The sequence below is a fragment of the Collimonas sp. NPDC087041 genome (assembly GCF_044745265.1).
Taxonomy (GTDB): domain Bacteria; phylum Pseudomonadota; class Gammaproteobacteria; order Burkholderiales; family Burkholderiaceae_D; genus Collimonas.
This window is the reverse complement of the sequence record NZ_JBIUZX010000007.1, coordinates 126,991-147,084: the sequence shown is the minus strand read 5'-3', so window position 1 is coordinate 147,084 and position 20,094 is coordinate 126,991. Positions and strand designations below refer to the sequence as shown.

Genomic DNA, 20,094 nt, shown 5'->3' with positions numbered 1-20,094 from the left:
CTACATCAATTTCATTTTTACTTCTTTTTTCGATACGCGTGAGCAAAAAAATTTGCCCACCCTGCGATGGCTTTGCAGCTTGATCCTGCAATTATTTTTGCTCGTAACTGCATTCGCCGGTTTTCAAATCCACCGACAGCTCCGTAAAATTTCCGCGTGAGCCGCACAGCGCCGGACAGCTCGGTATCACGTGCAGTTTGTCGCCGTCGCGCTGCAGGCGGATACTGCAGTTCATGCCGTGATTATAAAAATCGTAGCCGCGCTGGTGACGTGCGGCGACAGGATCTTTCAAGGTGATGCGCCAGTTATCCTTGTTGCCGTCGTGTTCAACTTCAGCCTGCGGATCGTCGCTGGTGTCGATGCTGCATTCGAAGCCATGGGTCGGCCGGTACAGCGCCGATTCCCAGCGCAATGCTTCGATGCGCTCACCGTTGAGCTTGAATTCGCCGGTGTCGCCGTAAATCACCTTTTCACCATCTTGATCGCGCGTCATGTTGCAGCCGAACTTGGTCTGCAGCTGCTGCGCCTGGACGACCGGCGCCAGTAGCGTCGTTGCCAGCATAAACAGCAGCAGGCAACTGCGGCGGACGCTGTTGCGCGTGGTCGATGGCATGGCGCGTTTCACTTTTTAGTCAGGCGCGCGCAGGTGCCAGTCGGTCACGCGCTGGTACTGGTGCGCGACGTTCAGCAACTTGGCTTCGTCATAATAGTTACCGATGATCTGCAGTCCGACCGGGCGCCGCGCATTCTTCTCGCCGCTGCCGAAGCCGCACGGGATCGACATGCCGGGCAGGCCTGCCAGGCTGGTCGACAGCGTGTAAATATCGGCCAGATAGTTGGCGACCGGATCGTCGGCCTTGGCGCCCAGGTCCCACGCCACGGTTGGCGATACCGGCCCCATGATGACGTCGCACTGGCGGTTCGGGCCGCTCAGCGCATTCTGGAAATCCTCGGCGATCAGGCGGCGGATCTTTTGCGCCTGCAGGTAATACGCGTCGTAATAACCGTGCGACAGTACATAGGCGCCGACCAGGATGCGGCGCTTCACTTCTTCACCGAAACCTTCCGCGCGCGACTTCTTGTACATGTCGGCCAGGTCCTTGTAATCGGCCGCGCGATGGCCGTAACGGACGCCATCGAAGCGGCTCAGGTTGGACGATGCTTCGGCCGGCGCGATCACGTAATAAACCGGGATCGACAGCTCGGTTTTCGGCAGCGAAATCTCAACCAGTTTGGCGCCCAGCTTCTCATATTCGTGCAACGCGACACGCACTGCCTGCTCGACATCCGGCGCCAGGCCGGCGCTGAAATATTCACGCGGAATGCCGATGCGCAGGCCCTTCAGATCATTGTTCAGATCGCGGCTGAAATCTTCTTTTTTACGTTCCAGGCTGGTCGAATCGCGCGGATCGAAACCGGTCATTGCGTTCAGCAGCAATGCGCAGTCTTCCGCGGTTTGCGCGATCGGGCCGGCCTGGTCGAGCGACGAGGCAAAGGCGATCATGCCGAAGCGCGAGGCGCTGCCGTAGGTCGGCTTGATGCCGGTCACGCCGCACATGGCGGCGGGTTGACGGATCGAGCCGCCGGTGTCGGTGGCGGTGGCTGCCGGCGCCAGGCGCGCAGCAACTGCGGCGGCCGAACCACCGGATGAGCCGCCTGGAATCGCGAGCTTGTCCCATGGATTCTTGACCGGGCCGAAGTGCGAATTTTCATTCGACGAGCCCATCGCGAATTCGTCGCAATTCAATTTGCCCAGCGTCACCATGCCGGCGTTGTTGAAGTGTTCCACTACGGTGGCGTCGAACGGACTGACGTAGTTTTCCAGCATCTTCGAACCGGCGGTGGAGCGCCAGCCGCGCGTCACGAAAATATCCTTGTGAGCGATCGGCACGCCGGTCAGGACGGTGCTGTCGTTTTGCGCCAGGCGCTGATCGGCGGCGCGCGCCTGTTGCAGCGTCAGGTCCTGGTCGACATGCAGGAAAGCGTTGAGATCGCTTTGCTGGATGCGGGCCAGATACAGTTTTGCCAGCTCTTCGGCGGAAATTTTCTTTTCGTGCAGCAGCACCGACAGTTGCTTGAGTGTTTTGGTATGCATGAGTACTTTTTAATATTAACTTTGCGTGACGGCGCCAGGGGCGCAAGCAGGTGCGAGTAATTTATTCGATGACCTTGGGCACCAGATACAGGCCGTCTTCGGTGGCCGGGGCAACTGCCTGATAGTCTTCGCGGCGGTTCGGCTCGGTCACTTCGTCTTCACGCAAACGCAGGCAAAGATCGTCGCGGATCGCTGCTATCGGATGGCTCAGCGGCTCAATGCCGGTGGTGTCGACCGCGCGCATTTGCTCGACCAGGCCGAAGATGCCGTTCAGCTTGTCCAGGGTGGAGGCAGCTTGGTCTTCGGTGAGTTCGAGGCGTGCCAAATTGGCAATGCGCTTAACGTCGGAAAGGGCTAATGACATGATTTTCGAGGGCGCGCTGGAGCGCGCTTGCATAAATGTGGTTAAAAAGGAAAGTATATGCTTGTAGGAGAACTACCCTGGATTTGCAAAAAGCAAGCATTTTGAGCGCCATACGCCCTAATTTGAGTCAAATTATAAGGTAGAATGTTGCGTCCATGCGGCAGGTAATCGATCTTTGCCATGCGCCGGATACTAGACACCCCCCTAAAAAACGTTTAAGCGCATTATTGTTGCGCATTGGAACAATTCATGTTTGGATTTTTACGCAGTTACTTTTCGAACGACCTGGCGATTGACCTGGGTACCGCGAATACGCTGATTTATGTACGCGATCAAGGTATCGTCCTGGACGAGCCATCGGTTGTGGCGATTCGCCAGCAAGGCGGTCCTAACGGCAAGAAGACAATTCAAGCCGTTGGTAAGGAAGCAAAACAGATGCTGGGTAAAGTTCCTGGCAACATCGAGGCGATTCGCCCGATGAAAGACGGCGTGATTGCCGACTTCACCGTCACCGAGCAAATGCTCAAGCAATTCATCCGCATGGTGCACGACACCAAGCTGTTCAAGCCTTCGCCGCGCATCATCATCTGCGTCCCTTGCGGTTCGACCCAGGTTGAGCGTCGCGCGATTCGCGAATCGGCGCTGGGCGCCGGCGCTTCGCAGGTGTTCCTGATCGAAGAACCAATGGCTGCAGCCATCGGCGCCGGCTTGCCGGTGTCGGATGCAACCGGTTCGATGGTGGTCGACATCGGCGGCGGCACTACCGAAGTCGGTATCATCTCGCTGGGCGGCATGGTCTACAAGGGTTCGGTCCGCGTCGGCGGCGACAAGTTCGACGAAGCCATCGTCAACTACATCCGCCGCAACTACGGCATGCTGATCGGCGAACAGACCGCAGAAGCGATCAAGAAGGAAATCGGCTCGGCCTTCCCAGGCTCCGAAGTGCGTGAAATGGAAGTCAAGGGACGCAACCTGTCGGAAGGCATCCCGCGTTCGTTCACCATCTCCAGCAATGAAATCCTGGAAGCATTGACCGATCCACTCAACAACATCGTTTCGGCCGTCAAGAACGCGCTGGAACAGACGCCGCCGGAACTCGGCGCCGACATCGCCGAGAAGGGCATGATGCTGACCGGTGGTGGCGCTCTGCTGCGCGATCTGGATCGCCTGCTGATGGAAGAAACCGGCTTGCCGGTGATCGTCGCCGAAGACCCGCTGACCTGCGTGGTGCGCGGTTCCGGCATGGCGCTGGAGCGGATGGACAAGCTGGGTTCGATCTTTTCCTACGAATAATCCAGACTGATGCGACGCTTGCCCCACCTCTCCTTGCTGGTCTTGAGGTCGGGTGACGGCAACCGGGTCGGTGCACTAGTGCATGCGACCCGCTTTCGTATCTGCGGCATCTGCGTCACAGCGATACCGGCAATTGAGCGGGGGTGCAAGCAAGTGCGGCAATCCATGCTGCGCCTGTCGGCGCCACCCGTTGCTAACCAATCCCAATCTGTCTGTCATTGATGGAATACAGTCCACCACCCCTCTTCAAGCAAGGTGCTTCCGCCCGCGCCAAGGCGGTGATATGCACGCTGCTGGCGCTGGCGCTGCTGATTGCCGATTCCCGGATTCATGCCTTGCTGATATTGCGGCAAGCGGTCGGCACCGCGCTTTATCCGTTGCAGATGGTAGCCCTGGTGCCGCGCGACGCGGCGAATAAGGTTGTCGATTATTTTTCTACGCTATCGACGGTGGAGAAAGAAAACCAGGCATTGCGCAGCCAGCAAGGCGCGCGCGCGCAGCAGTTGCAGCAGGCACAGCAGCTTGCCGCTGAAAATACCCAGCTGCGCAAATTGCTGGGAGCGCAGGAGCGCTTGCAGGTGAAGTCGGTGATGAGTGAAATCCTGTACGACGCTCGCGACCAGTTTGCGCGCAAGGTGATCATGGACCGCGGCTCGCAGCAAGGCATTGCGACTGGTCAGCCGGTGATCGACGATGCCGGTATCGTCGGCCAGGTCACGCGCGTTTTCCCGTTCACCTCCGAGGTGACGCTGCTGACCGACAAGGACCAGGCGATCCCGGTGCAGGTGCTGCGCAACGGGTTGCGCAGCGTTGCTTATGGACGCGGCCAGTCCGGTTATCTTGATTTGCGTTTCATGTCCTCCAATGCCGATATCCAGAAGGGCGACCTGCTGGTGACTTCCGGCATCGACGGCGTCTATCCCGCCGGCCTGGCAGTGGCCAAGGTGATTCAGGTAGAGAGCAAATCGACCGATGCTTTTGCCCATATCGTTTGCGAGCCGGTAGCCGGCATCGATCGCCATACTCAGTTGTTGATCCTGTTGGTCGATCCGAATCCGGTCGCCCGTCCCGACGATGAACCGGCTGTCGCCAACAGCAAGGACGACATACTCAACAAGCGCCGCCTGACCGAGAGCACCCGCGACAAGAAGGAGGCGGCGAAAGAAGCCGCCAAGGAAGGCGGTCCGGACGCGGCGCGCAAGAATCCACGCGGAGCTGGTGTCCAATGATGCGCCCACATTACATCCTGTTGCCTGCCAATCCGTTGTTCATTGCAATGACGTTGCTGGCGGCTTTCCTGCTGAACTTGCTGCCTTGGGGCCAATGGCCCGGCGTTCCCGATTTCGTTGCGCTGGTCCTGGTGTTCTGGAGCATTCATCAACCGCGCAAGATCGGCATCGGCATTGCCTTTTGCATGGGCCTGCTGATGGACGTGCATGAAGCGACGCTGTTGGGCCAGAACGCGTTGGCATACACGCTGCTGTCGTATTTTGCGATCATGATCCACCGTCGCGTCCTGTGGTTTTCGGTCGGCGTGCAAGCTCTGCATGTGTTGCCGCTGATGCTGATGACGCAATTGATACAACTGGTGATCCGCATGCTGGTCAGCGGCAAATTTCCCGGCTGGCTGTATTTTGCCGAGAGCTTCGTTTCTGTCGCGTTGTGGCCGCTCGTGGTCTGGCTGCTGCTGGCGCCGCAACGACGTGCCGTGAACCGTGATGACAACCGCCCCATTTAGTTTTCGCATCGGCGGGCTGGACGGCTTGCCGATGCCGCAATCGCAGGTGGAGTATCCGCTGGTGCAATATTAACTATGACCGAATTCAAGAACACCGAACGCGAACTACGAAACTTCCGGTTGCGGATCACCGCCGCCATCGTGTTCGTGCTGATCTGCTTCGGCCTGTTGTGCGCGCGTTTTATCTGGCTGCAGGTGGTGCGTCACGATGCCTATGCGGCGCAAGCCGAAGACAACCGGATTTCGCTGGTGCCGGTGGTGCCGAACCGCGGCCTGATCATGGACCGCAATGGCGTCATCCTGGCGCGCAATTATTCTGCCTACACGCTGGAAATCACCCGCTCCAAAATCAAGGGCGACCTCGAAAGCCTGATTGACGACCTGGCGCAGGTGGTCACCATCACGCCGAAGGATCGACGCCGCTTCAAGAAATTGCTGGAAGATTCAAAGAGCTTTGCCAGCCTGCCGATCCGTACCCGTTTGAGCGATGAGGAAGTTGCACGCTTCACCGCGCAGCGTTATCGCTTCCCCGGCGTCGATGTGCAGGCGCGCCTGTTCCGCCAGTACCCGCTGGGCGAGGTGGCGGCGCACGTGATTGGCTATATCGGCCGCATCAACCAGAAGGATGCCGACCGCATCGACGACAGCGACGATGCTGCCAACTACAAAGGCACCAGCTACATCGGCAAGGATGGCCTGGAAAAGAGCTACGAGCGGCAGCTGCACGGCACCACCGGCTACGAAGAGATCGAGATTGCCGCCAGCGGTCGCGCGGTGCGCAGCATGTCGCACGTGTCGGCGACGCCGGGCGACAACCTGATCCTGTCGATCGATATCGAACTGCAGAAAGTGGCCGAGGAAGCATTCGCCGGCCGGCGTGGCGCACTGGTGGCGATCGAGCCGTCCACCGGCGATGTGCTGGCCTATGTGTCGCAGCCGTCATTCGATCCCAACCTGTTTGTCGAAGGTATCGACCAGCAAAGCTGGGACGAGTTGAACAACTCTCCCGATCATCCGCTGATCAATCGTCCGATGAGCGGCACCTACGCGCCCGGCTCGACTTATAAGCCGTTCATGGCGCTGGCCGCGCTGGAACTGGGCAAGCGCACCACGTCGTTTGCCATCAACGATCTCGGCTACTTCATGTTGGGTGGCCACCAATTCCGCGACGACAAGGTGGGCGGCCACGGCCGGGTCGACATGTACAAGTCGATCGTCGAATCGTGCGATACCTATTACTACATGCTGGCCAACGATCTGGGCCCGGACACCATTCATGACTTCATGAAACCGTTCGGCTTCGGCCAGTTGACCGGCATCGATCTGGAACACGAACAACGCGGCATCCTGCCTTCGACCGATTGGAAACGCAAATACTACAAACGGGTGGCTGCGCAGAAATGGGTCGGCGGCGACACCATTTCGCTCGGTATCGGCCAGGGTTTCAACGCCTTTACGCCTTTGCAAATGGCGCATGCGGTAGCGACGCTGGTTAACGATGGCGTCGTCATGAAGCCGCATCTGGTCAAGATCATTGAAGACGGCACCACGCGCGCGCAGACGCAAACCGTGCCGAAGGAAAGTTACCGGATTCCGTTGAAACAGGAAAATGTCGATTTCATCAAGAAGGCGATGGTAGGCGTGACGCGCGAAGGTACCGGTCGCGCCATCTTTGCCGGCGCCGGCTATGACTCCGGCGGCAAAACCGGAACGGCGCAGGTGCTGGGCATCAAGCAAGGCGAGAAATACGACAAGCGGCATAATGGCACGCGCCTGGCCGACAACGCCTGGTACATCGGTTTTGCACCGGCCGACAAACCACGCATTGCGATTGCAGTGATCGTGGAAAACGGCGGCTGGGGCGCCACCGCAGCGGCGCCGATCGTGCGCAAGGCGATGGATTATTATCTGCTGGGGAAACGTCCTGGCGTAGTCGGCAAGACGCCGGGCGCTGCAACTGCAGCTGAATCAGCAGACGACGCTGCAGCGCCGCCGGATGCCGCCGTGCCGCCGCCCGGCGCTGAGGTCGGCTCTGGCGATAAATCTGAAGATAGCTACAAGCCAGGCGAGGTAACGCCGGGCAATCGCGAGTGACTAGAAGAATCATGAATCTGACCGACAAACATACTGTATGGCAAAGCATCAAATCGCATATTGCGGTATTCGATGGCGCTCTGTCGTTGATCATGTTTCTGATCCTGTCGGTCGGCATTGTCACACTGTATTCAGCCGGGATCGATTTTCCGGGACGCGTCGAAGATCAGTTGCGCAACATCCTGGTGGCGTTCGTGATCATGTGGGTGGCTGCGAACATTCCGCCGCAGACCTTGATGCGTTTCGCGATACCGGTGTATGCGCTGGGCGTGTCGCTGCTGATTGCCGTGGCGGTGTTCGGCATCGTGAAAAAAGGTTCGCGCCGCTGGATCAACATCGGCATGGTCATCCAGCCATCCGAAATCATGAAAATCGCGATGCCGCTGATGCTGGCCTGGTATTTCCAGAAACGCGAAGGCATGATCAATTGGCGTGATTACGTGGTGGCGGCGTTGCTGCTGGTGCTGCCGGTCGGCTTGATCATCCGTCAGCCGGACCTGGGCACCGGTACGCTGGTGCTGGCGGCCGGCTTCTATGTGATCTTCCTGGCCGGTCTGTCGTGGCGCATCCTGATCGGCCTGGCGGTCGCAGTCGGCGCCAGCCTGCCGGTGCTGTGGTCGGTCTTGCACGATTATCAACGACAGCGCGTGATGATGCTGATCGATCCAACTTCCGATCCGCTCGGCAAGGGCTTCCATATCATCCAGTCGACCATCGCAGTCGGTTCCGGTGGTATTTTCGGCAAGGGTTGGCTGAAAGGCACGCAAGCCCATCTGGAGTTCATCCCAGAACGCACCACAGACTTCATTTTTGCCGTATTTTCCGAAGAGTTCGGCCTGATCGGCAATGGCGTGCTGTTGTTCCTGTACATCCTGCTGATCGGCCGCGGCATGATGATCGCAGTGAATGCGCCAACCATGTTCACGCGCCTGCTGGCCGGCGCCATCACCTTGATTTTCTTTACTTATGCCTTCGTCAACATGGGCATGGTCAGCGGCATCCTGCCAGTGGTCGGCGTGCCGTTGCCGTTGATGAGTTATGGCGGTACGGCATTGGTGACGCTGGGCCTGGGCGCTGGCATACTGATGAGCATTCAGCGTCATCGCAAGCTGATACAGACCTGATTGCCGTACCCGCTGCGATGGAACTTGCATGGCAAAAGTGCGGTCCATCGATGCAGTTATTTTCGTTTTCACCAACATCCGAATTGCCAGGGAGAGTGCATGCCATCCAACCATAACCGACGTCACATCAGCCTTGCGGGGTACGCAAGCACGCTGTTGTTGTCGCTGATTCTGGTTGGCTGCGGCAGCTCGCCGAAAGCGCCTTCGGCATCCGCTCCACCGACCAAGACCGCCTCCAGCGGCAACGCCGGCCGCGGGATTCCAGCATTGCCGCCGGCCGGCTCCGGGCGTGGCGGCTATTACAAGGACGATGGTCCTGGCGACGCGATACCGGAAGGTTTGCTCGATGTGCCTGACGCCATACCGACCGTCGAACCCTACTCGCGCACTGGCAACAAGCCTTATGTTGTGTTTGGCAAGACCTACACGCCGATGACCGACGACCAGCCGTTCAAGCAGCGCGGTATCGGCAGCTGGTACGGCAAGAAATTCCACAAGCAGAAAACCTCGTCCGGCGAACTGTACGACATGTACAAGATGACGGCAGCGCATCCGACCTTGCCGATTCCATCGTACGCCCGTGTCACCAACCTGAAAACCGGCGCGCAGGTGATCGTGCGCGTGAATGACCGTGGTCCGTTCCACTCCAGCCGCATCATTGACCTGTCTTATACCGCGGCGCTGAAGCTCGGTTACCTCGGCAGCGGCAGCGGTGAACTGGAAGTGGAGCGTTTGCTGCCGGCCGATATCATCGCCATGAACAAGCAGCGCCAGAACGGCACGCTGGCCGCCGCGCCGCCGCAGCGACAAGTGCAAGTTGAGCCGCTCAGGGACAACAGTGCGCCGGCAATCGTGACGACTGAAGCGGTAGACATGCCGGTGCTGACGTCGCAGCCGCTGCTGCTCGATCCGCCATCTTCCCCCGCTGCCGCCGCACCAGGTATGCCGCAGGGCGATAGTGAAAATACCCTGGCCAGCGGCTTCTACCTGCAATTCGGCGCCTATGCGCAGCAAGCCAATGCCGAAGGCGCTCGCAATCGCCTAATGCAGGAATTGTCGGGAGTGGTCACTACTCTCAACAGCGTCGCGGTCAACGGCCTGTATCGTCTTTACGCCGGACCTTACGCAAACCGTTCCGATGCCGACAGCATCCTGCAGCAAATCCGCCAACGCAGCAGCGTCAATCCGATTGTGGTGCAACGTTAAGCTATTTCCCTAATATCGTTCCCTTGTTTTGCATCCGGCGCGCCGGGCCGGCACGGTAGGTCGTGCTCGTTCGTTGCCGTCATCACAACTGTACGTCCAAGCCCACTCCATTCCCTGTAATTTTCATCAGCCTACCCAGCCCGGCAGAGGCACGTTGCCTATGATCGGGCACATGAGCCGAGCGATTTCGTCACATTGCTGGTTCACGCATAACCGGGTCCCGCACAGCTGACTTTCCGTGCAAAAGAGCACTTTTTAAGCGATGAAAGCAGCCAAAAATCGGGTTGTAGATTGTCTACATTTTTCGGTTTGTAATCGAATGGTCATAAAACTTTCATACGCCTGACATATTTGACCGCAATACTTCGGCCATTCCAAAAGCCCATTGGCGGTATATATCATGGTTGAAATCAAAGGTTTATCGAAGACATTCCGAGGCGGTTTCCGCGCGCTCGACAATGTTTCCCTATCATTTGCCCAGGGCGAAATGGTGGCATTGATCGGTGCTTCCGGCTCCGGAAAATCGACACTGTTGCGCCATATTTCGGGATTGATGTCGGCCGATGCCAGCGGCGGCGAAATTGTCATCGATGGTAAATCGGTGCAGAAAGACGGCGTCGTCGATCGCAACATCCGCGCGGTGCGCGCCAATGTCGGTTTTGTGTTCCAGCAGTTCAACCTGGTCGGCCGCCTGCCGGTCCTGACCAATGTCCTGACCGGCGGCTTGTCACGCATCCCGCTCTGGCGCAGCTGCTTCAAATTGTTTACTGCTGAAGAAAAGGCCCTGGGCCTGGAAGCGCTGGCGCGCGTCGGTATTTCCGACCACGCCTACAAACGTGCTTCGGCACTGTCCGGCGGCCAGCAGCAACGCGCTGCGATTGCCCGCACCATCGTCCAGAAAGCGCGCATCGTGCTGGCCGACGAACCGATCGCCTCGCTCGATCCGGAATCGGCGCGCCGCGTAATGCAAACGCTGGCTGATGTTAACCAGCGCGATCGCAGCACCGTGATTGTATCGCTGCACCAGGTCGACGTCGCCTTGCGTTTTTGCCCACGCACGGTGGCCTTGCATAAAGGCCGTGTGGTGTACGACGGCCCTTCCAGCGCACTGACCGAGCCAATGCTGCGTGAACTATACGGCAGTGAAGCAGAAGACATCCTGGGCGGTTCCAATACCCTGACCCGCCCAGCGGTAGCAGTACCGACGCCGTTCGACAGCATACCGGCACTTGCCGTAGCTGCCTGAACGGAATCGCGCCCGGCAACAATTTAAATACCTAACACCACTCGTAGCTCTCATAACAATCAGGAGTTTCAAATCATGTTTGCAAAATTATTTTCCGGCGTGGCCATGGCAATGCTGGCAGTGACAGCTTCGGTTGCTCACGCTGACGACGCTAAAGTGCTGAACTTCGGCATCATTTCGACCGAATCGTCGCAAAACCTGAAGCAGGACTGGCAGCCGGTGCTGGATGAAATGAGCAAGCGCATCGGCATCAAGGTGAATGGCTTCTTCGCTTCCGACTACGCCGGCATCATCGAAGGCATGCGTTTCGGCAAAGTGCAGATGGGCTGGTTCGGCAACAAATCGGCGATGGAAGCGGTTGACCGCGCCAGCGGTGAAGTGTTTGCACACGTGGTCAATCCAGATGGCACATCGGGCTATTACAGCCTGGTCGGTGTGTCCAAAGACAGCCCATACAAGAGCATCGACGATATCCTGAAAAATTCGAAAAGCCTGACTTTCGGTATCGGCGATCCGAACTCGACTTCCGGTTACCTGCTGCCGAACTACTACATCTTCGCCAAGAACAATGTCGATCCGAAGACCGCGTTCAAAGTGATCCGTACTTCGAACCACGAAGCCAACATCCTGGCTGTGGCCAACAAGCAGATCGATTCCGCCGTGTTTGCATCAGACACGATGGACCGTATCGAAGAGCGTCAACCGGCCGTCGCCAAGGAAGTCCGCATCGTCTGGAAATCGCCGCTGATCGCTGCTGACCCACTGGTATGGCGCAAGGATCTGCCAGCCGACACCAAGGCCAAGATCAAGGAGTTCTTCCTGAGCTATGGCAAGACCGGTCCTAACGCCGCACAGGAAAAAGCGCAACTGGCCAAGCTGCAATACAGCGGTTTCGCAGAATCGAATGATGCCCAGCTGAACCCGATCCGCCAACTGGAACTGTTCAAGCAAAAAGGCAAGATCGAATCCGACACCAACCTGAGCGCCGATGAAAAGAAAGCCAAGCTGGATGACATCAACCGCAAAATGTCCGACCTGGCCAAATCCTAAGCAATGACAAGTTCCGTACCTCTGAAAATGCAAACCACGTTCCTTGAGCCGCCAAAGCAATCGATTGGCCGCACGTTGTTCTGGGGCGTGCTGCTGGCCGTCCTGATCGCCTCCTGGAAGGGCGCCGACATGCGGCCGCTGGAACTGCTGCGCGACGGCGGTAACATGGGCACCTATGCCGCCAGCTTCTTCCCGCCGGACTTCCACGAGTGGCGCACTTATCTGCAAGAGCTGCTGGTCACCATCCAGATCGCTGTCTGGGGCACAGCCCTGGCAGTGGTGTGCGCGGTGCCGTGCGGTCTGCTGGCGTCTTCCAACATCGCGCCGCCCTGGGTCAACCAGCCGGTGCGCCGTTTGATGGATGCGGCACGAGCGATCAACGAAATGGTGTTCGCGATGCTGTTCGTGGTGGCGGTCGGGCTGGGGCCATTTGCCGGCGTGCTGGCCTTGTTCGTGGCGACTACGGGCACCTTGTCGAAGTTGTTTTCGGAGGCGGTCGAAGCAATCGATCCGCAACCGGTCGAAGGCATACGCGCCACCGGCGCCAATGCGCTGGAAGAAATCGTCTACGGCGTGTTGCCGCAAGTGATGCCGCTCTGGATTTCCTACGTGCTGTACCGTTTCGAAGCCAATGTGCGCTCGGCGACGGTGGTCGGCATGGTCGGCGCCGGCGGCATCGGCGTGATCCTGTGGGAAGTGATCCGCAGTTTTGAATATGCACAGACCTGCTCGGTGCTGATCATGATCGTGATTGCGGTCAGCCTGATCGATCTGGTGTCATCGCGCTTGCGTAAATTGTTCATTTAATCAAGTTTCAATCCGGATTCCCGTTGATGGCGCATCGCTTGCGAGTTATCGCAAGTCGATAGCGCCATTTTTTTCGTGCGCCGGATTTTCGGTATGATCTTTATTTTCTGCATCATCCCGATATGGAGTAAAGACGCATGACTTCCCCCACTTCCATCGATTCGTTGCCGCACGTAACGGTACGCCAAGCGACACTCGACGATGCTGAAACCTTAGTGGCCCTACTGGCCGAAATGGATGACGAACCGACGCGCGATGCCACCCTGGACGCCGACGGCGCCCGCCAGATCATGCACAAGATGGCCGCCTATCCGTATTTCCGGGCCTACCTGGTGTTTGCCGATGGCGTTGCGGTTGGCACCTTCAGTATCCTGGTGTTTTGCAGCCTGACTCACGAAGGAACCCAGCAAGCCGTGCTCGACGCCGTCGTCATCAGCCGCGCTTGCCGTGGCCAGGGCATTGGCAGCGTGATGCTTGATCACGCGGTGCGGATTGCCGGCGAGGCCGGTTGCTACAAAATTGCGCTGTCGTCCAACCTGAAGCGCATGGACGCTCATCGCTTCTACGAGAATTTCGGTTTCAAACAGCATGGGATTAGCCTGGCCATTCCAGCGCCCAAATCGGTGTGAGCATAACGTCGACTGCGCGTGGACTGCACGCCGACGCTCGCCGGGGCATTGGGAAATGCCTGGCGTGGGCGCATAATAGACGGATAGCCTGAGGAGAGAAAACCTTGTCCAATCCGGAAAACCAACAACCGACCAACGAATTCATCGTCGCCACCGCAGCCGACGGCGCCCAGGTGGAGCTTGCCTTGCACGGCGGCCACGTCTGCTCCTGGCGCACGCCGGACGGCGTCGAACGTTTGTTCATGAGCCCGTTGAACAACTGGCGCAGCGACAGCGCAATCCGCGGCGGCATTCCGGTAATTTTTCCGCAATTCGCCAGCGAGGGACCGCTGCCCAAGCATGGCTTTGCCCGTGTCAGTCCATGGACTTTGCTGGAGTCGTCGCAGCAAACCGATGGTAGCGGATTGCTGCGGCTAGGCCTCAGCGATTCCGAGGAAACCAGGAAGATTTTTCCGCATGCCTTTGCGTTGGAGCTACGCGTCGAGTTCTCCGGCCAGACCCTCAACACCGAGTTGGTAGTGACCAACAACGGCGACCAATCCTTCGATTTCACCTGCGCCTTGCATACCTACCTGGATGCGCAGATTGCCGACACAGCGCTATACGGCCTCAACGGCTATCGCTACCGTGACTCGGTCGACGGCCGCCGCATCAAACATGCGGATGAAGAGCCCCTGCATATCACCAGGGAAGTAGATCGCGTGTATTTTTCAGTCGACAAGCCGATCACTGTAAGCGGTCGCAAGCACAGCATCATCGCCACGCAATCCGGCTTTGCCGATGCGGTGGTATGGAACCCATGGGAAAACGGCTGCGAAAAAATCGCCGACCTGAAGCTCGATTCATACCAGCATTTTGTCTGCGTGGAAGCTGCTGCCGTCGAACATCCGATAGCGCTGGCGCCGCATGGCAGCTGGAGCGGATATCAAAATCTCGAGTGCCTCACCGTCGCTTAATCTCATACTGCGGTGGCCTCGACTCCGAAGGAAATGTTATTTCTTTGAAACTGGATTCCCGCGTTCGCGGGAGCGGCAGGCGCAGAGGCAAGGCGCCGAGTCGTAGGGTGGGCAGATTTCTGCCCACGCCGAACTCACTAAATAAGTGAGGAGCCTCCCGCGTGGGCACCAGTGCCCACCCTACCACTTCTCGAAAATGATAATGCCGTTCAGTTTTCGCTGAACGGCAATACCTCCGCGCTAGCGTTTTGTAATGTTCGAACTTTGAATCGCGAAGAGCTAGGTTATGCTCCCGAACATTCTTTTGGATTCAATGCCGCAGATGCGGTTGAAGTGCACGCCCAAGTCCCTGGACCAAGATCAGCTGCAGCGGTATCTGCGATGCGTGTCCATGTCACAGTTTTCCCCGCAACCTGTGAGCTCCCAGATAGCGTGCAGGTAATGGTGCTTGCGCCATCTGTACCAATACTCGCGGTAATTGCGCAGCGCTGAGTGGTCGCTTTCAGCCCGAGTTTGGTTACATCGGTGATGACTTCAGTAATTCCCGCAGCGAGTGCGCTTTCGGCATTCACTTTTCCCGGAGTAATTTCGGCCAGGCCGGTCGCTATTTGTGATTTCGCTACATAGTTTTGATAAGTTGGCACCGCAACAGCAGCCAAGATACCAATGATCGCCACCACAATCATTAACTCGATCAACGTGAAGCCACGCTGTACAGATTTCGCCATTTTAATTTTTTTCATTTGCCTATCCCTTTAAGAGAAAATTTCGCGCGTAAGAAGCCAGCGATTTCCTGCGATCAGGAAATCAGAAATGCCGACTGGCTCGGCGTGAAAAACGAGGATGTTTGTCAGATCATCGACATTGCACAGACAAATTTTCAAAAGGAAAAATTGCCGCTTTGCCGCCACCGACTTGATCCGACGCCAGACGTCTGATGTCGATCCCATCAACGCACGCTAATGCGATATGGGATGCGACAAGACATGCTTCAGTTTATCGATGGCCCGCGTAAATGAAATCGGCAAACGTCTTAAATGGCGAGGACGAGCTCGTGATTCAGGATGTGGAAAGTTGAAGCGAGGGGGATAGGGATGGCGTTCGAATTCGGCGATTCAAATCGACTTGATAAGCGCAATCAGATGAGACAGACGGCCCGCAAATGTGTCAATTTGAACGGGCCGTATTCTTTTAATCGAACTGCCCGCCTTGCATCGGAAAGGCCCGCAAAAACTCCGCCGCCGGCAGTCGCTTGCCGCCAGGCTTTTGCAATTCTGTGATGCGTAATGCGCCACTGCCGCAGGCAACGATCACGCCGTCTTGCGGGTCGGCGCTGATGATGCTTCCGGGTGCGTGTTTGCCTTCGCTGGTTTCGACAAGCTGTGCCTGCCACAGCTTCAACGTGGTGCCTGCGAATGTTGCGGAGGCGGCCGGGAACGGATTGAATGCGCGGATTTTGCGTTCCAGTACTTCGGCCGGCAGCGTGAAATCCAGGGCCGCTTCTTCCTTGCTGATTTTGGCTGCGTAGGTGACGCCTTGCTCGGGTTGCGGTGTTGCCGGCAAGTTGCCTTGTTCTAGGCGGCGTAGTGCCTCGACGATCATTTCACCGCCAAGCTTCGCCATCTTGTCGTGCAGCGAACCGGTGGTGTCGCTGGCTGCGATTGGCAGTGTTTCGATCAGCAGCATGGCGCCGGTGTCGAGTCCCTGGTCCATCTGCATGATGGTGATGCCGGTCTCGGTGTCGCCGGCTTCGATCGCGCGATGGATAGGCGCTGCACCGCGCCAGCGCGGCAGCAGCGAACCGTGGATGTTGAGGCAGCCATGCGGTGGAATGGTCAGCACGCTGGTCGGCAGGATCAGGCCGTAGGCGGCGACCACCATGATGTCGTGCGGCGTTGCTTGCAACAGTGCGTGTGCTTCCTGGGCGACATCCGGATACTTGCCGTCGAGCCGCAGCGATACCGGCTGCGCCACCGGGATCTGATGCGCCAGTGCGAATTGCTTGACCGGCGATGCGTGCAGTTGCATGCCGCGACCGGCTGGGCGGTCGGGCTGGGTCAGCACCAGCGTGATTTCGTGACCGGCATCGTGCAGGGCTTGCAATGCCACGGCGGCAAATTCGGGCGTACCCGCAAAGATAATTTTCATGGTGCGATCATAGCAATTGAAGGACAGGGCTCAAAGACCGGCAACGCGAACAATGCGGCGCTTGGGCTTATCCGAATGACGATTGGAAGAGCTTCGAACGACTTATTCGAGCAACTCATTTTGACAATGAAGGACTGTGCAAGCCAGCAGCAAAGCGCAGGCCTTGCGAGCTTTTAATGTACGAAAGCGCAAGAGTCGCACAGTTGGCGATTCTTGCGCTTTGTTTCGTAATCACAACAGCTTTATCTTGTTGCGTATTGCTTGTCGCGTTTCTGCTCGCGTTCTTCCTTGAGCATCTTGGCCTTGATTCGATTACGCTTCAGCGGCGACAGGTATTCGACGAATACCTTGCCCTGCAGGTGATCCATTTCGTGTTGGATACAGACCGCCAGAAGGCCGTCTGCATCGACTTCAAATGGCTTGCCGTCGGCATCGAGAGCGCGTACCTTCACGCGTGCCGGACGTTCGACGCCGTCGTAGACGCCGGGCACCGACAGGCAGCCTTCGTCGTAGATCTGCTTTTCTTCACTGGCCCAAAGGATTTCGGGATTGATGAATACGCGCAGATCGGTGCCGCCATCGGAGGTGTCAATCACCACCAGTTGTTCATGGACATCGACTTGCGAAGCGGCCAGGCCGACGCCGGGTGCGTCGTACATGGTTTCAGCCATGTCGGCGATCAATTTTTTGAGGCGGGTGTCAAAAACTGTCACTGGCTTGGCAATTTTGTGCAAGCGAGCGTCAGGATAGCGCAGGATATTTAATAAAGACATACGAGGTTACGTAACAAATTAGGCGGTTGGGAAGGGGTTTTCTCTTGCTAGTTCAATCGATTATGGGCAAAATTTGATTCACTATGGCAAGTTTTTTGCTTTGCCTCGATCAAAGCCAGGGCGACGAGCCAACAAGGGGGCCTCGAAAACCGTAGCGATGGCATGCAGCAGGTTTTTTCGAGGTCCTCAAGGGTTTAGGCGCCAATTTAACGCAGTAACCACCGGAAACGATATGAAAAAGTTTAGCACAGCTGCACTCCTTCTTGCTTTAAGCGCGGGATTTGGCATTTCGACTATGGCTTACGCGCAGTCGGCGACGCCCATGCGTTGTGAGTTTTTGGCCAATGCCCCCGACCAGCACGTGGTAGTGCGTGGCGATACGCTGTGGGGAATTTCCGGGCAGTTTCTGCAGCACCCGTGGTGCTGGCCGCAAGTCTGGGGCCTGAATCAGGAACAGATCCATAATCCGCACTGGATTTATCCGGGCCAGATCGTGTATTTCGACCGCGCCAGCGGCCGCCTGCGCCTTGGCAATGAGATGGGTGGCGAGCCTGGCGTCGTCAAGCTGTCGCCGCAAACGCGAGTGCAGGGCGTCGGACGCGATGCCATCACGGCGATTTCGACCGATGCAATCGGCCCGTTCCTGTCGCAGCCGCTGATTATCGAGGATGGCGAACTGGCGCATGCGCCGCACATCGTCGCGGTGCAGGACGGCCACCTGAATCTGGGCAAGGGCGACAAGGCTTATGTGCGCGGTGATCTGGGAGATGCTACTGCATTCCAGGTGTTCCGTCCGGGCAACGCGCTCAAGGATCCGGTCACCGGCAAGGTCATCGCCAATGAAGCCTTGTATCTCGGCACTTTGAAGCTGGATCGCAAGGGCAGTACGCCGGATGAGGCGCACACTTTCAGCGTGGTCGACACCAAGGAAGAAATGCAAGTCGGCGACCGTATCATTCCGCGTCCGATCGAGCCGATCCTGAACTACGTGCCGCATGCTCCGGCCAACAGCGTCAACGCCCGCATCGTATCGATCTACGGCGGTGTCGCTACTGCAGCGCAGAACCAGATCGCGACGATCAACCAGGGCAAGAACGAGAATATCGATGTCGGCACCGTGCTGCAGCTGTATCGTTTTGGCAAAACCATTGCCGATCCGGCCGACCACAACAAGAAGGTCAAGCTGCCTGACGAACAATACGGTACCCTGTTCATTTTCCGCGTCTTCAACCATATTTCGTATGGCTTGATTATGGAAGTCCAGAATACGGTCGACATCGGCGATGTAGCCAGGTCGCCGGAGTAAATTTAAAGGTTGTTGCTGTTAATACAGATATTTCTCCTGTCAGCGGTGGGTCAGGCTTGACCCACCGGAATGTCTCGACGGACGCGGTGGATGCGACCGAGCTAGCCGCATGGCTGCGTCTTGAGCAGACCGCCGGTGTCGGCGCCGAAACCGCGCGCCGTCTGCTGGCCTCCTTCGGCCTGCCGGCAAATATTTTCTCCGTTTCATTTTCCGCCTTGCACAAAGTCGTGCCTGAGCGCATTGCCTATGCGCTGCTGGCTGCGCCATCGGATGCGTTGCTGGCGCTGATCGATCGTACGCTGGAATGGCTGCAGCAGCCCGGCAACCAGTTGTTTACATTGGCCGATAGCGGCTATCCGCAGGCACTGCTGGATATCTCCGATCCGCCGTTGATGTTGTATGTCAAGGGACGCGCCGAGCTGTTGAGTCGGCCGTCGCTGGCGGTGGTCGGCAGCCGCAATGCCACGGTGCAAGGGATCGCCAATGCCGATCGCTTTGCCGAGACGCTCAGCCAGCGCGGTCTGACGATCATTTCCGGGCTGGCGCTGGGCATCGACGCTGCCGCTCATCAGGGCGGTTTGCGCGGTGCGGCGGGCAATGCCGATGGCGGCAGTACGGTGGCGGTGATCGGCACCGGCGCCGACATTGTCTATCCGGCGCGGAATCGCGAGCTGGCGCATCGTATTGCCGAAACGGGTTGCATTGTCAGCGAGTATCCGCTCGGCATGCCTGGCGTCGCCGCCAACTTTCCGCGGCGCAACCGCATTATCTCGGGCCTTTCAAACGGCGTGCTGGTGGTCGAGGCGGCGTTGAAATCCGGTTCGCTGATTACCGCGCGGATGGCGGCGGAGCAGGGGCGCGATGTGTTTGCGATTCCCGGTTCGATTCATTCGCCGTTGGCGAAAGGCTGCCATCAACTGATCAAGCAGGGCGCCAAGCTGGTGGAATCGGCGCAGGATATCCTGGAAGAACTGGGCGCGCTGCGCGGCCCTGCTGCGGTCCGGATCGAGTCCCAGGCTGCAGCGGTCAAGGCCGGCGAGGAAAGCGCTGTAGCGGACGACCAGGACGGCGGCAAAGGCAAGCTGCTCGTCATACTCGGGTATGATCCGGTCAGTCTGGACGAGTTGGTGGCGCGTAGTGGTTGTGATGTGGCAACTTTGAATGGGCAGTTGCTTGAGCTGGAACTGGCCGGCCTGGTTGAAGTTCTGCCGGGCGGAATCTATCGGCGGGTAGGCTGATGCGGCCGGATTGTGTCGCTGGATGCC

The 20,094-nt window shown here is 58.0% G+C and carries 19 protein-coding genes; 13 read left to right on the top strand and 6 right to left on the bottom strand.

The genetic code is table 11. The annotated features are described in order from the left end of the window. Nucleotides 1-91 precede the first annotated feature (91 nt). From ACIPF8_RS14755 to gatC, 3 genes are all read right to left on the bottom strand, one after another. The gene (locus ACIPF8_RS14755; protein ID WP_400422175.1) at nt 92-613 is read right to left on the bottom strand and encodes a hypothetical protein; all 522 of its coding nucleotides are present in this window, start codon (nt 611-613) and stop codon (nt 92-94) included. Nucleotides 614-628: 15 nt separating this feature from the next. Then, nucleotides 629-2,095, bottom strand: coding sequence for an Asp-tRNA(Asn)/Glu-tRNA(Gln) amidotransferase subunit GatA (gatA, locus tag ACIPF8_RS14750; RefSeq protein ID WP_400422172.1), 1,467 nt, complete (start codon nt 2,093-2,095; stop codon nt 629-631). Between the two features lie 61 nt (nt 2,096-2,156). Then, nucleotides 2,157-2,459, bottom strand: coding sequence for an Asp-tRNA(Asn)/Glu-tRNA(Gln) amidotransferase subunit GatC (gatC, locus tag ACIPF8_RS14745; RefSeq protein WP_400422169.1), 303 nt, complete (start codon nt 2,457-2,459; stop codon nt 2,157-2,159). 249 nt (nt 2,460-2,708) lie between these two features. Between gatC and ACIPF8_RS14740 the strand changes: the two genes are divergently transcribed. From ACIPF8_RS14740 to ACIPF8_RS14690, 11 genes are all read left to right on the top strand, one after another. Further along, nucleotides 2,709-3,752: a rod shape-determining protein gene (locus tag ACIPF8_RS14740; RefSeq protein ID WP_061534782.1), complete on the top strand. Its 1,044-nt coding sequence runs from the start codon at nt 2,709-2,711 to the stop codon at nt 3,750-3,752. Nucleotides 3,753-3,973: 221 nt separating this feature from the next. Further along, nucleotides 3,974-4,981 (top strand): rod shape-determining protein MreC, encoded by a 1,008-nt coding sequence (mreC, locus tag ACIPF8_RS14735; RefSeq protein ID WP_400422165.1) that lies wholly within the window; start codon nt 3,974-3,976, stop codon nt 4,979-4,981. Then, complete coding sequence (gene mreD, locus ACIPF8_RS14730; protein WP_400422162.1) at nt 4,978-5,490, top strand: rod shape-determining protein MreD; 513 nt, start codon at nt 4,978-4,980, stop codon at nt 5,488-5,490. The genes mreC and mreD overlap by 4 nt, the downstream gene beginning before the upstream one ends. Nucleotides 5,491-5,565: 75 nt before the next feature. Further along, a complete protein-coding gene (gene mrdA, locus ACIPF8_RS14725; RefSeq protein ID WP_400422159.1) occupies nt 5,566-7,584 on the top strand; it encodes a penicillin-binding protein 2 in 2,019 nt (672 codons plus the stop codon). 11 nt (nt 7,585-7,595) lie between these two features. Beyond that, the gene (gene rodA / locus ACIPF8_RS14720) at nt 7,596-8,708 is read left to right on the top strand and encodes a rod shape-determining protein RodA (protein WP_400422156.1); all 1,113 of its coding nucleotides are present in this window, start codon (nt 7,596-7,598) and stop codon (nt 8,706-8,708) included. 99 nt (nt 8,709-8,807) lie between these two features. After that, nucleotides 8,808-9,914: a septal ring lytic transglycosylase RlpA family protein gene (locus ACIPF8_RS14715; protein ID WP_400422154.1), complete on the top strand. Its 1,107-nt coding sequence runs from the start codon at nt 8,808-8,810 to the stop codon at nt 9,912-9,914. 400 nt (nt 9,915-10,314) lie between these two features. Continuing rightward, entirely contained in the window at nt 10,315-11,160 is an 846-nt protein-coding gene (gene phnC / locus ACIPF8_RS14710; RefSeq protein WP_400422152.1) for a phosphonate ABC transporter ATP-binding protein, read from the top strand. A gap of 75 nt (nt 11,161-11,235) precedes the next feature. Then, entirely contained in the window at nt 11,236-12,210 is a 975-nt protein-coding gene (gene phnD, locus ACIPF8_RS14705; protein ID WP_400422149.1) for a phosphonate ABC transporter substrate-binding protein, read from the top strand. 27 nt (nt 12,211-12,237) lie between these two features. Further along, nucleotides 12,238-13,017 (top strand): phosphonate ABC transporter, permease protein PhnE, encoded by a 780-nt coding sequence (gene phnE, locus ACIPF8_RS14700; RefSeq protein WP_400422147.1) that lies wholly within the window; start codon nt 12,238-12,240, stop codon nt 13,015-13,017. A gap of 137 nt (nt 13,018-13,154) precedes the next feature. After that, the gene (locus tag ACIPF8_RS14695) at nt 13,155-13,646 is read left to right on the top strand and encodes a GNAT family N-acetyltransferase (protein WP_400422144.1); all 492 of its coding nucleotides are present in this window, start codon (nt 13,155-13,157) and stop codon (nt 13,644-13,646) included. Nucleotides 13,647-13,750: 104 nt separating this feature from the next. Then, the gene (locus ACIPF8_RS14690; protein WP_400422142.1) at nt 13,751-14,602 is read left to right on the top strand and encodes a D-hexose-6-phosphate mutarotase; all 852 of its coding nucleotides are present in this window, start codon (nt 13,751-13,753) and stop codon (nt 14,600-14,602) included. A gap of 284 nt (nt 14,603-14,886) precedes the next feature. Here ACIPF8_RS14690 and ACIPF8_RS14685 read toward each other — a convergent pair whose 3' ends face one another. The 3 genes from ACIPF8_RS14685 to def all read right to left on the bottom strand — a co-directional run bounded on the left by ACIPF8_RS14685 (nt 14,887) and on the right by def (nt 17,523). Next, nucleotides 14,887-15,345 carry a pilin gene (locus tag ACIPF8_RS14685; protein WP_400422139.1) on the bottom strand — a complete coding sequence of 153 codons (459 nt, stop codon included), beginning with the start codon at nt 15,343-15,345 and terminating at the stop codon, nt 14,887-14,889. Between the two features lie 448 nt (nt 15,346-15,793). Next, nucleotides 15,794-16,750: a methionyl-tRNA formyltransferase gene (gene fmt, locus ACIPF8_RS14680; protein ID WP_400422136.1), complete on the bottom strand. Its 957-nt coding sequence runs from the start codon at nt 16,748-16,750 to the stop codon at nt 15,794-15,796. A gap of 242 nt (nt 16,751-16,992) precedes the next feature. Further along, entirely contained in the window at nt 16,993-17,523 is a 531-nt protein-coding gene (gene def / locus ACIPF8_RS14675; RefSeq protein WP_400422133.1) for a peptide deformylase, read from the bottom strand. Nucleotides 17,524-17,755: 232 nt separating this feature from the next. Here def and ACIPF8_RS14670 point away from each other — a divergent pair, with 232 nt between their 5' ends. Continuing rightward, nucleotides 17,756-18,829 (top strand): LysM peptidoglycan-binding domain-containing protein, encoded by a 1,074-nt coding sequence (locus ACIPF8_RS14670; RefSeq protein ID WP_400422131.1) that lies wholly within the window; start codon nt 17,756-17,758, stop codon nt 18,827-18,829. 56 nt (nt 18,830-18,885) lie between these two features. Further along, nucleotides 18,886-20,067 (top strand): DNA-processing protein DprA, encoded by a 1,182-nt coding sequence (dprA, locus tag ACIPF8_RS14665; protein WP_400422128.1) that lies wholly within the window; start codon nt 18,886-18,888, stop codon nt 20,065-20,067. The last annotated feature ends 27 nt before the right edge of the window (nt 20,068-20,094 follow it).

Excerpts from the sequence above, each read along its gene's own strand:
- mreD (WP_400422162.1), top strand. The coding sequence starts at position 4,978 with ATGATGCGCCCACATTACATCCTGTTGCCTGCCAATCCGTTGTTCATT.
- mrdA (WP_400422159.1), top strand. The coding sequence starts at position 5,566 with ATGACCGAATTCAAGAACACCGAACGCGAACTACGAAACTTCCGGTTG.
- ACIPF8_RS14740 (WP_061534782.1), top strand. The coding sequence starts at position 2,709 with ATGTTTGGATTTTTACGCAGTTACTTTTCGAACGACCTGGCGATTGAC.
- def (WP_400422133.1), bottom strand. The coding sequence starts at position 17,523 with ATGTCTTTATTAAATATCCTGCGCTATCCTGACGCTCGCTTGCACAAA.
- gatC (WP_400422169.1), bottom strand. The coding sequence starts at position 2,459 with ATGTCATTAGCCCTTTCCGACGTTAAGCGCATTGCCAATTTGGCACGC.
- fmt (WP_400422136.1), bottom strand. The coding sequence starts at position 16,750 with ATGAAAATTATCTTTGCGGGTACGCCCGAATTTGCCGCCGTGGCATTG.
- phnE (WP_400422147.1), top strand. The coding sequence starts at position 12,238 with ATGCAAACCACGTTCCTTGAGCCGCCAAAGCAATCGATTGGCCGCACG.
- gatA (WP_400422172.1), bottom strand. The coding sequence starts at position 2,095 with ATGCATACCAAAACACTCAAGCAACTGTCGGTGCTGCTGCACGAAAAG.
- mreC (WP_400422165.1), top strand. The coding sequence starts at position 3,974 with ATGGAATACAGTCCACCACCCCTCTTCAAGCAAGGTGCTTCCGCCCGC.
- ACIPF8_RS14695 (WP_400422144.1), top strand. The coding sequence starts at position 13,155 with ATGACTTCCCCCACTTCCATCGATTCGTTGCCGCACGTAACGGTACGC.
- ACIPF8_RS14670 (WP_400422131.1), top strand. The coding sequence starts at position 17,756 with ATGAAAAAGTTTAGCACAGCTGCACTCCTTCTTGCTTTAAGCGCGGGA.
- phnD (WP_400422149.1), top strand. The coding sequence starts at position 11,236 with ATGTTTGCAAAATTATTTTCCGGCGTGGCCATGGCAATGCTGGCAGTG.
- rodA (WP_400422156.1), top strand. The coding sequence starts at position 7,596 with ATGAATCTGACCGACAAACATACTGTATGGCAAAGCATCAAATCGCAT.
- ACIPF8_RS14755 (WP_400422175.1), bottom strand. The coding sequence starts at position 613 with ATGCCATCGACCACGCGCAACAGCGTCCGCCGCAGTTGCCTGCTGCTG.
- phnC (WP_400422152.1), top strand. The coding sequence starts at position 10,315 with ATGGTTGAAATCAAAGGTTTATCGAAGACATTCCGAGGCGGTTTCCGC.
- ACIPF8_RS14715 (WP_400422154.1), top strand. The coding sequence starts at position 8,808 with ATGCCATCCAACCATAACCGACGTCACATCAGCCTTGCGGGGTACGCA.
- ACIPF8_RS14685 (WP_400422139.1), bottom strand. The coding sequence starts at position 15,345 with ATGAAAAAAATTAAAATGGCGAAATCTGTACAGCGTGGCTTCACGTTG.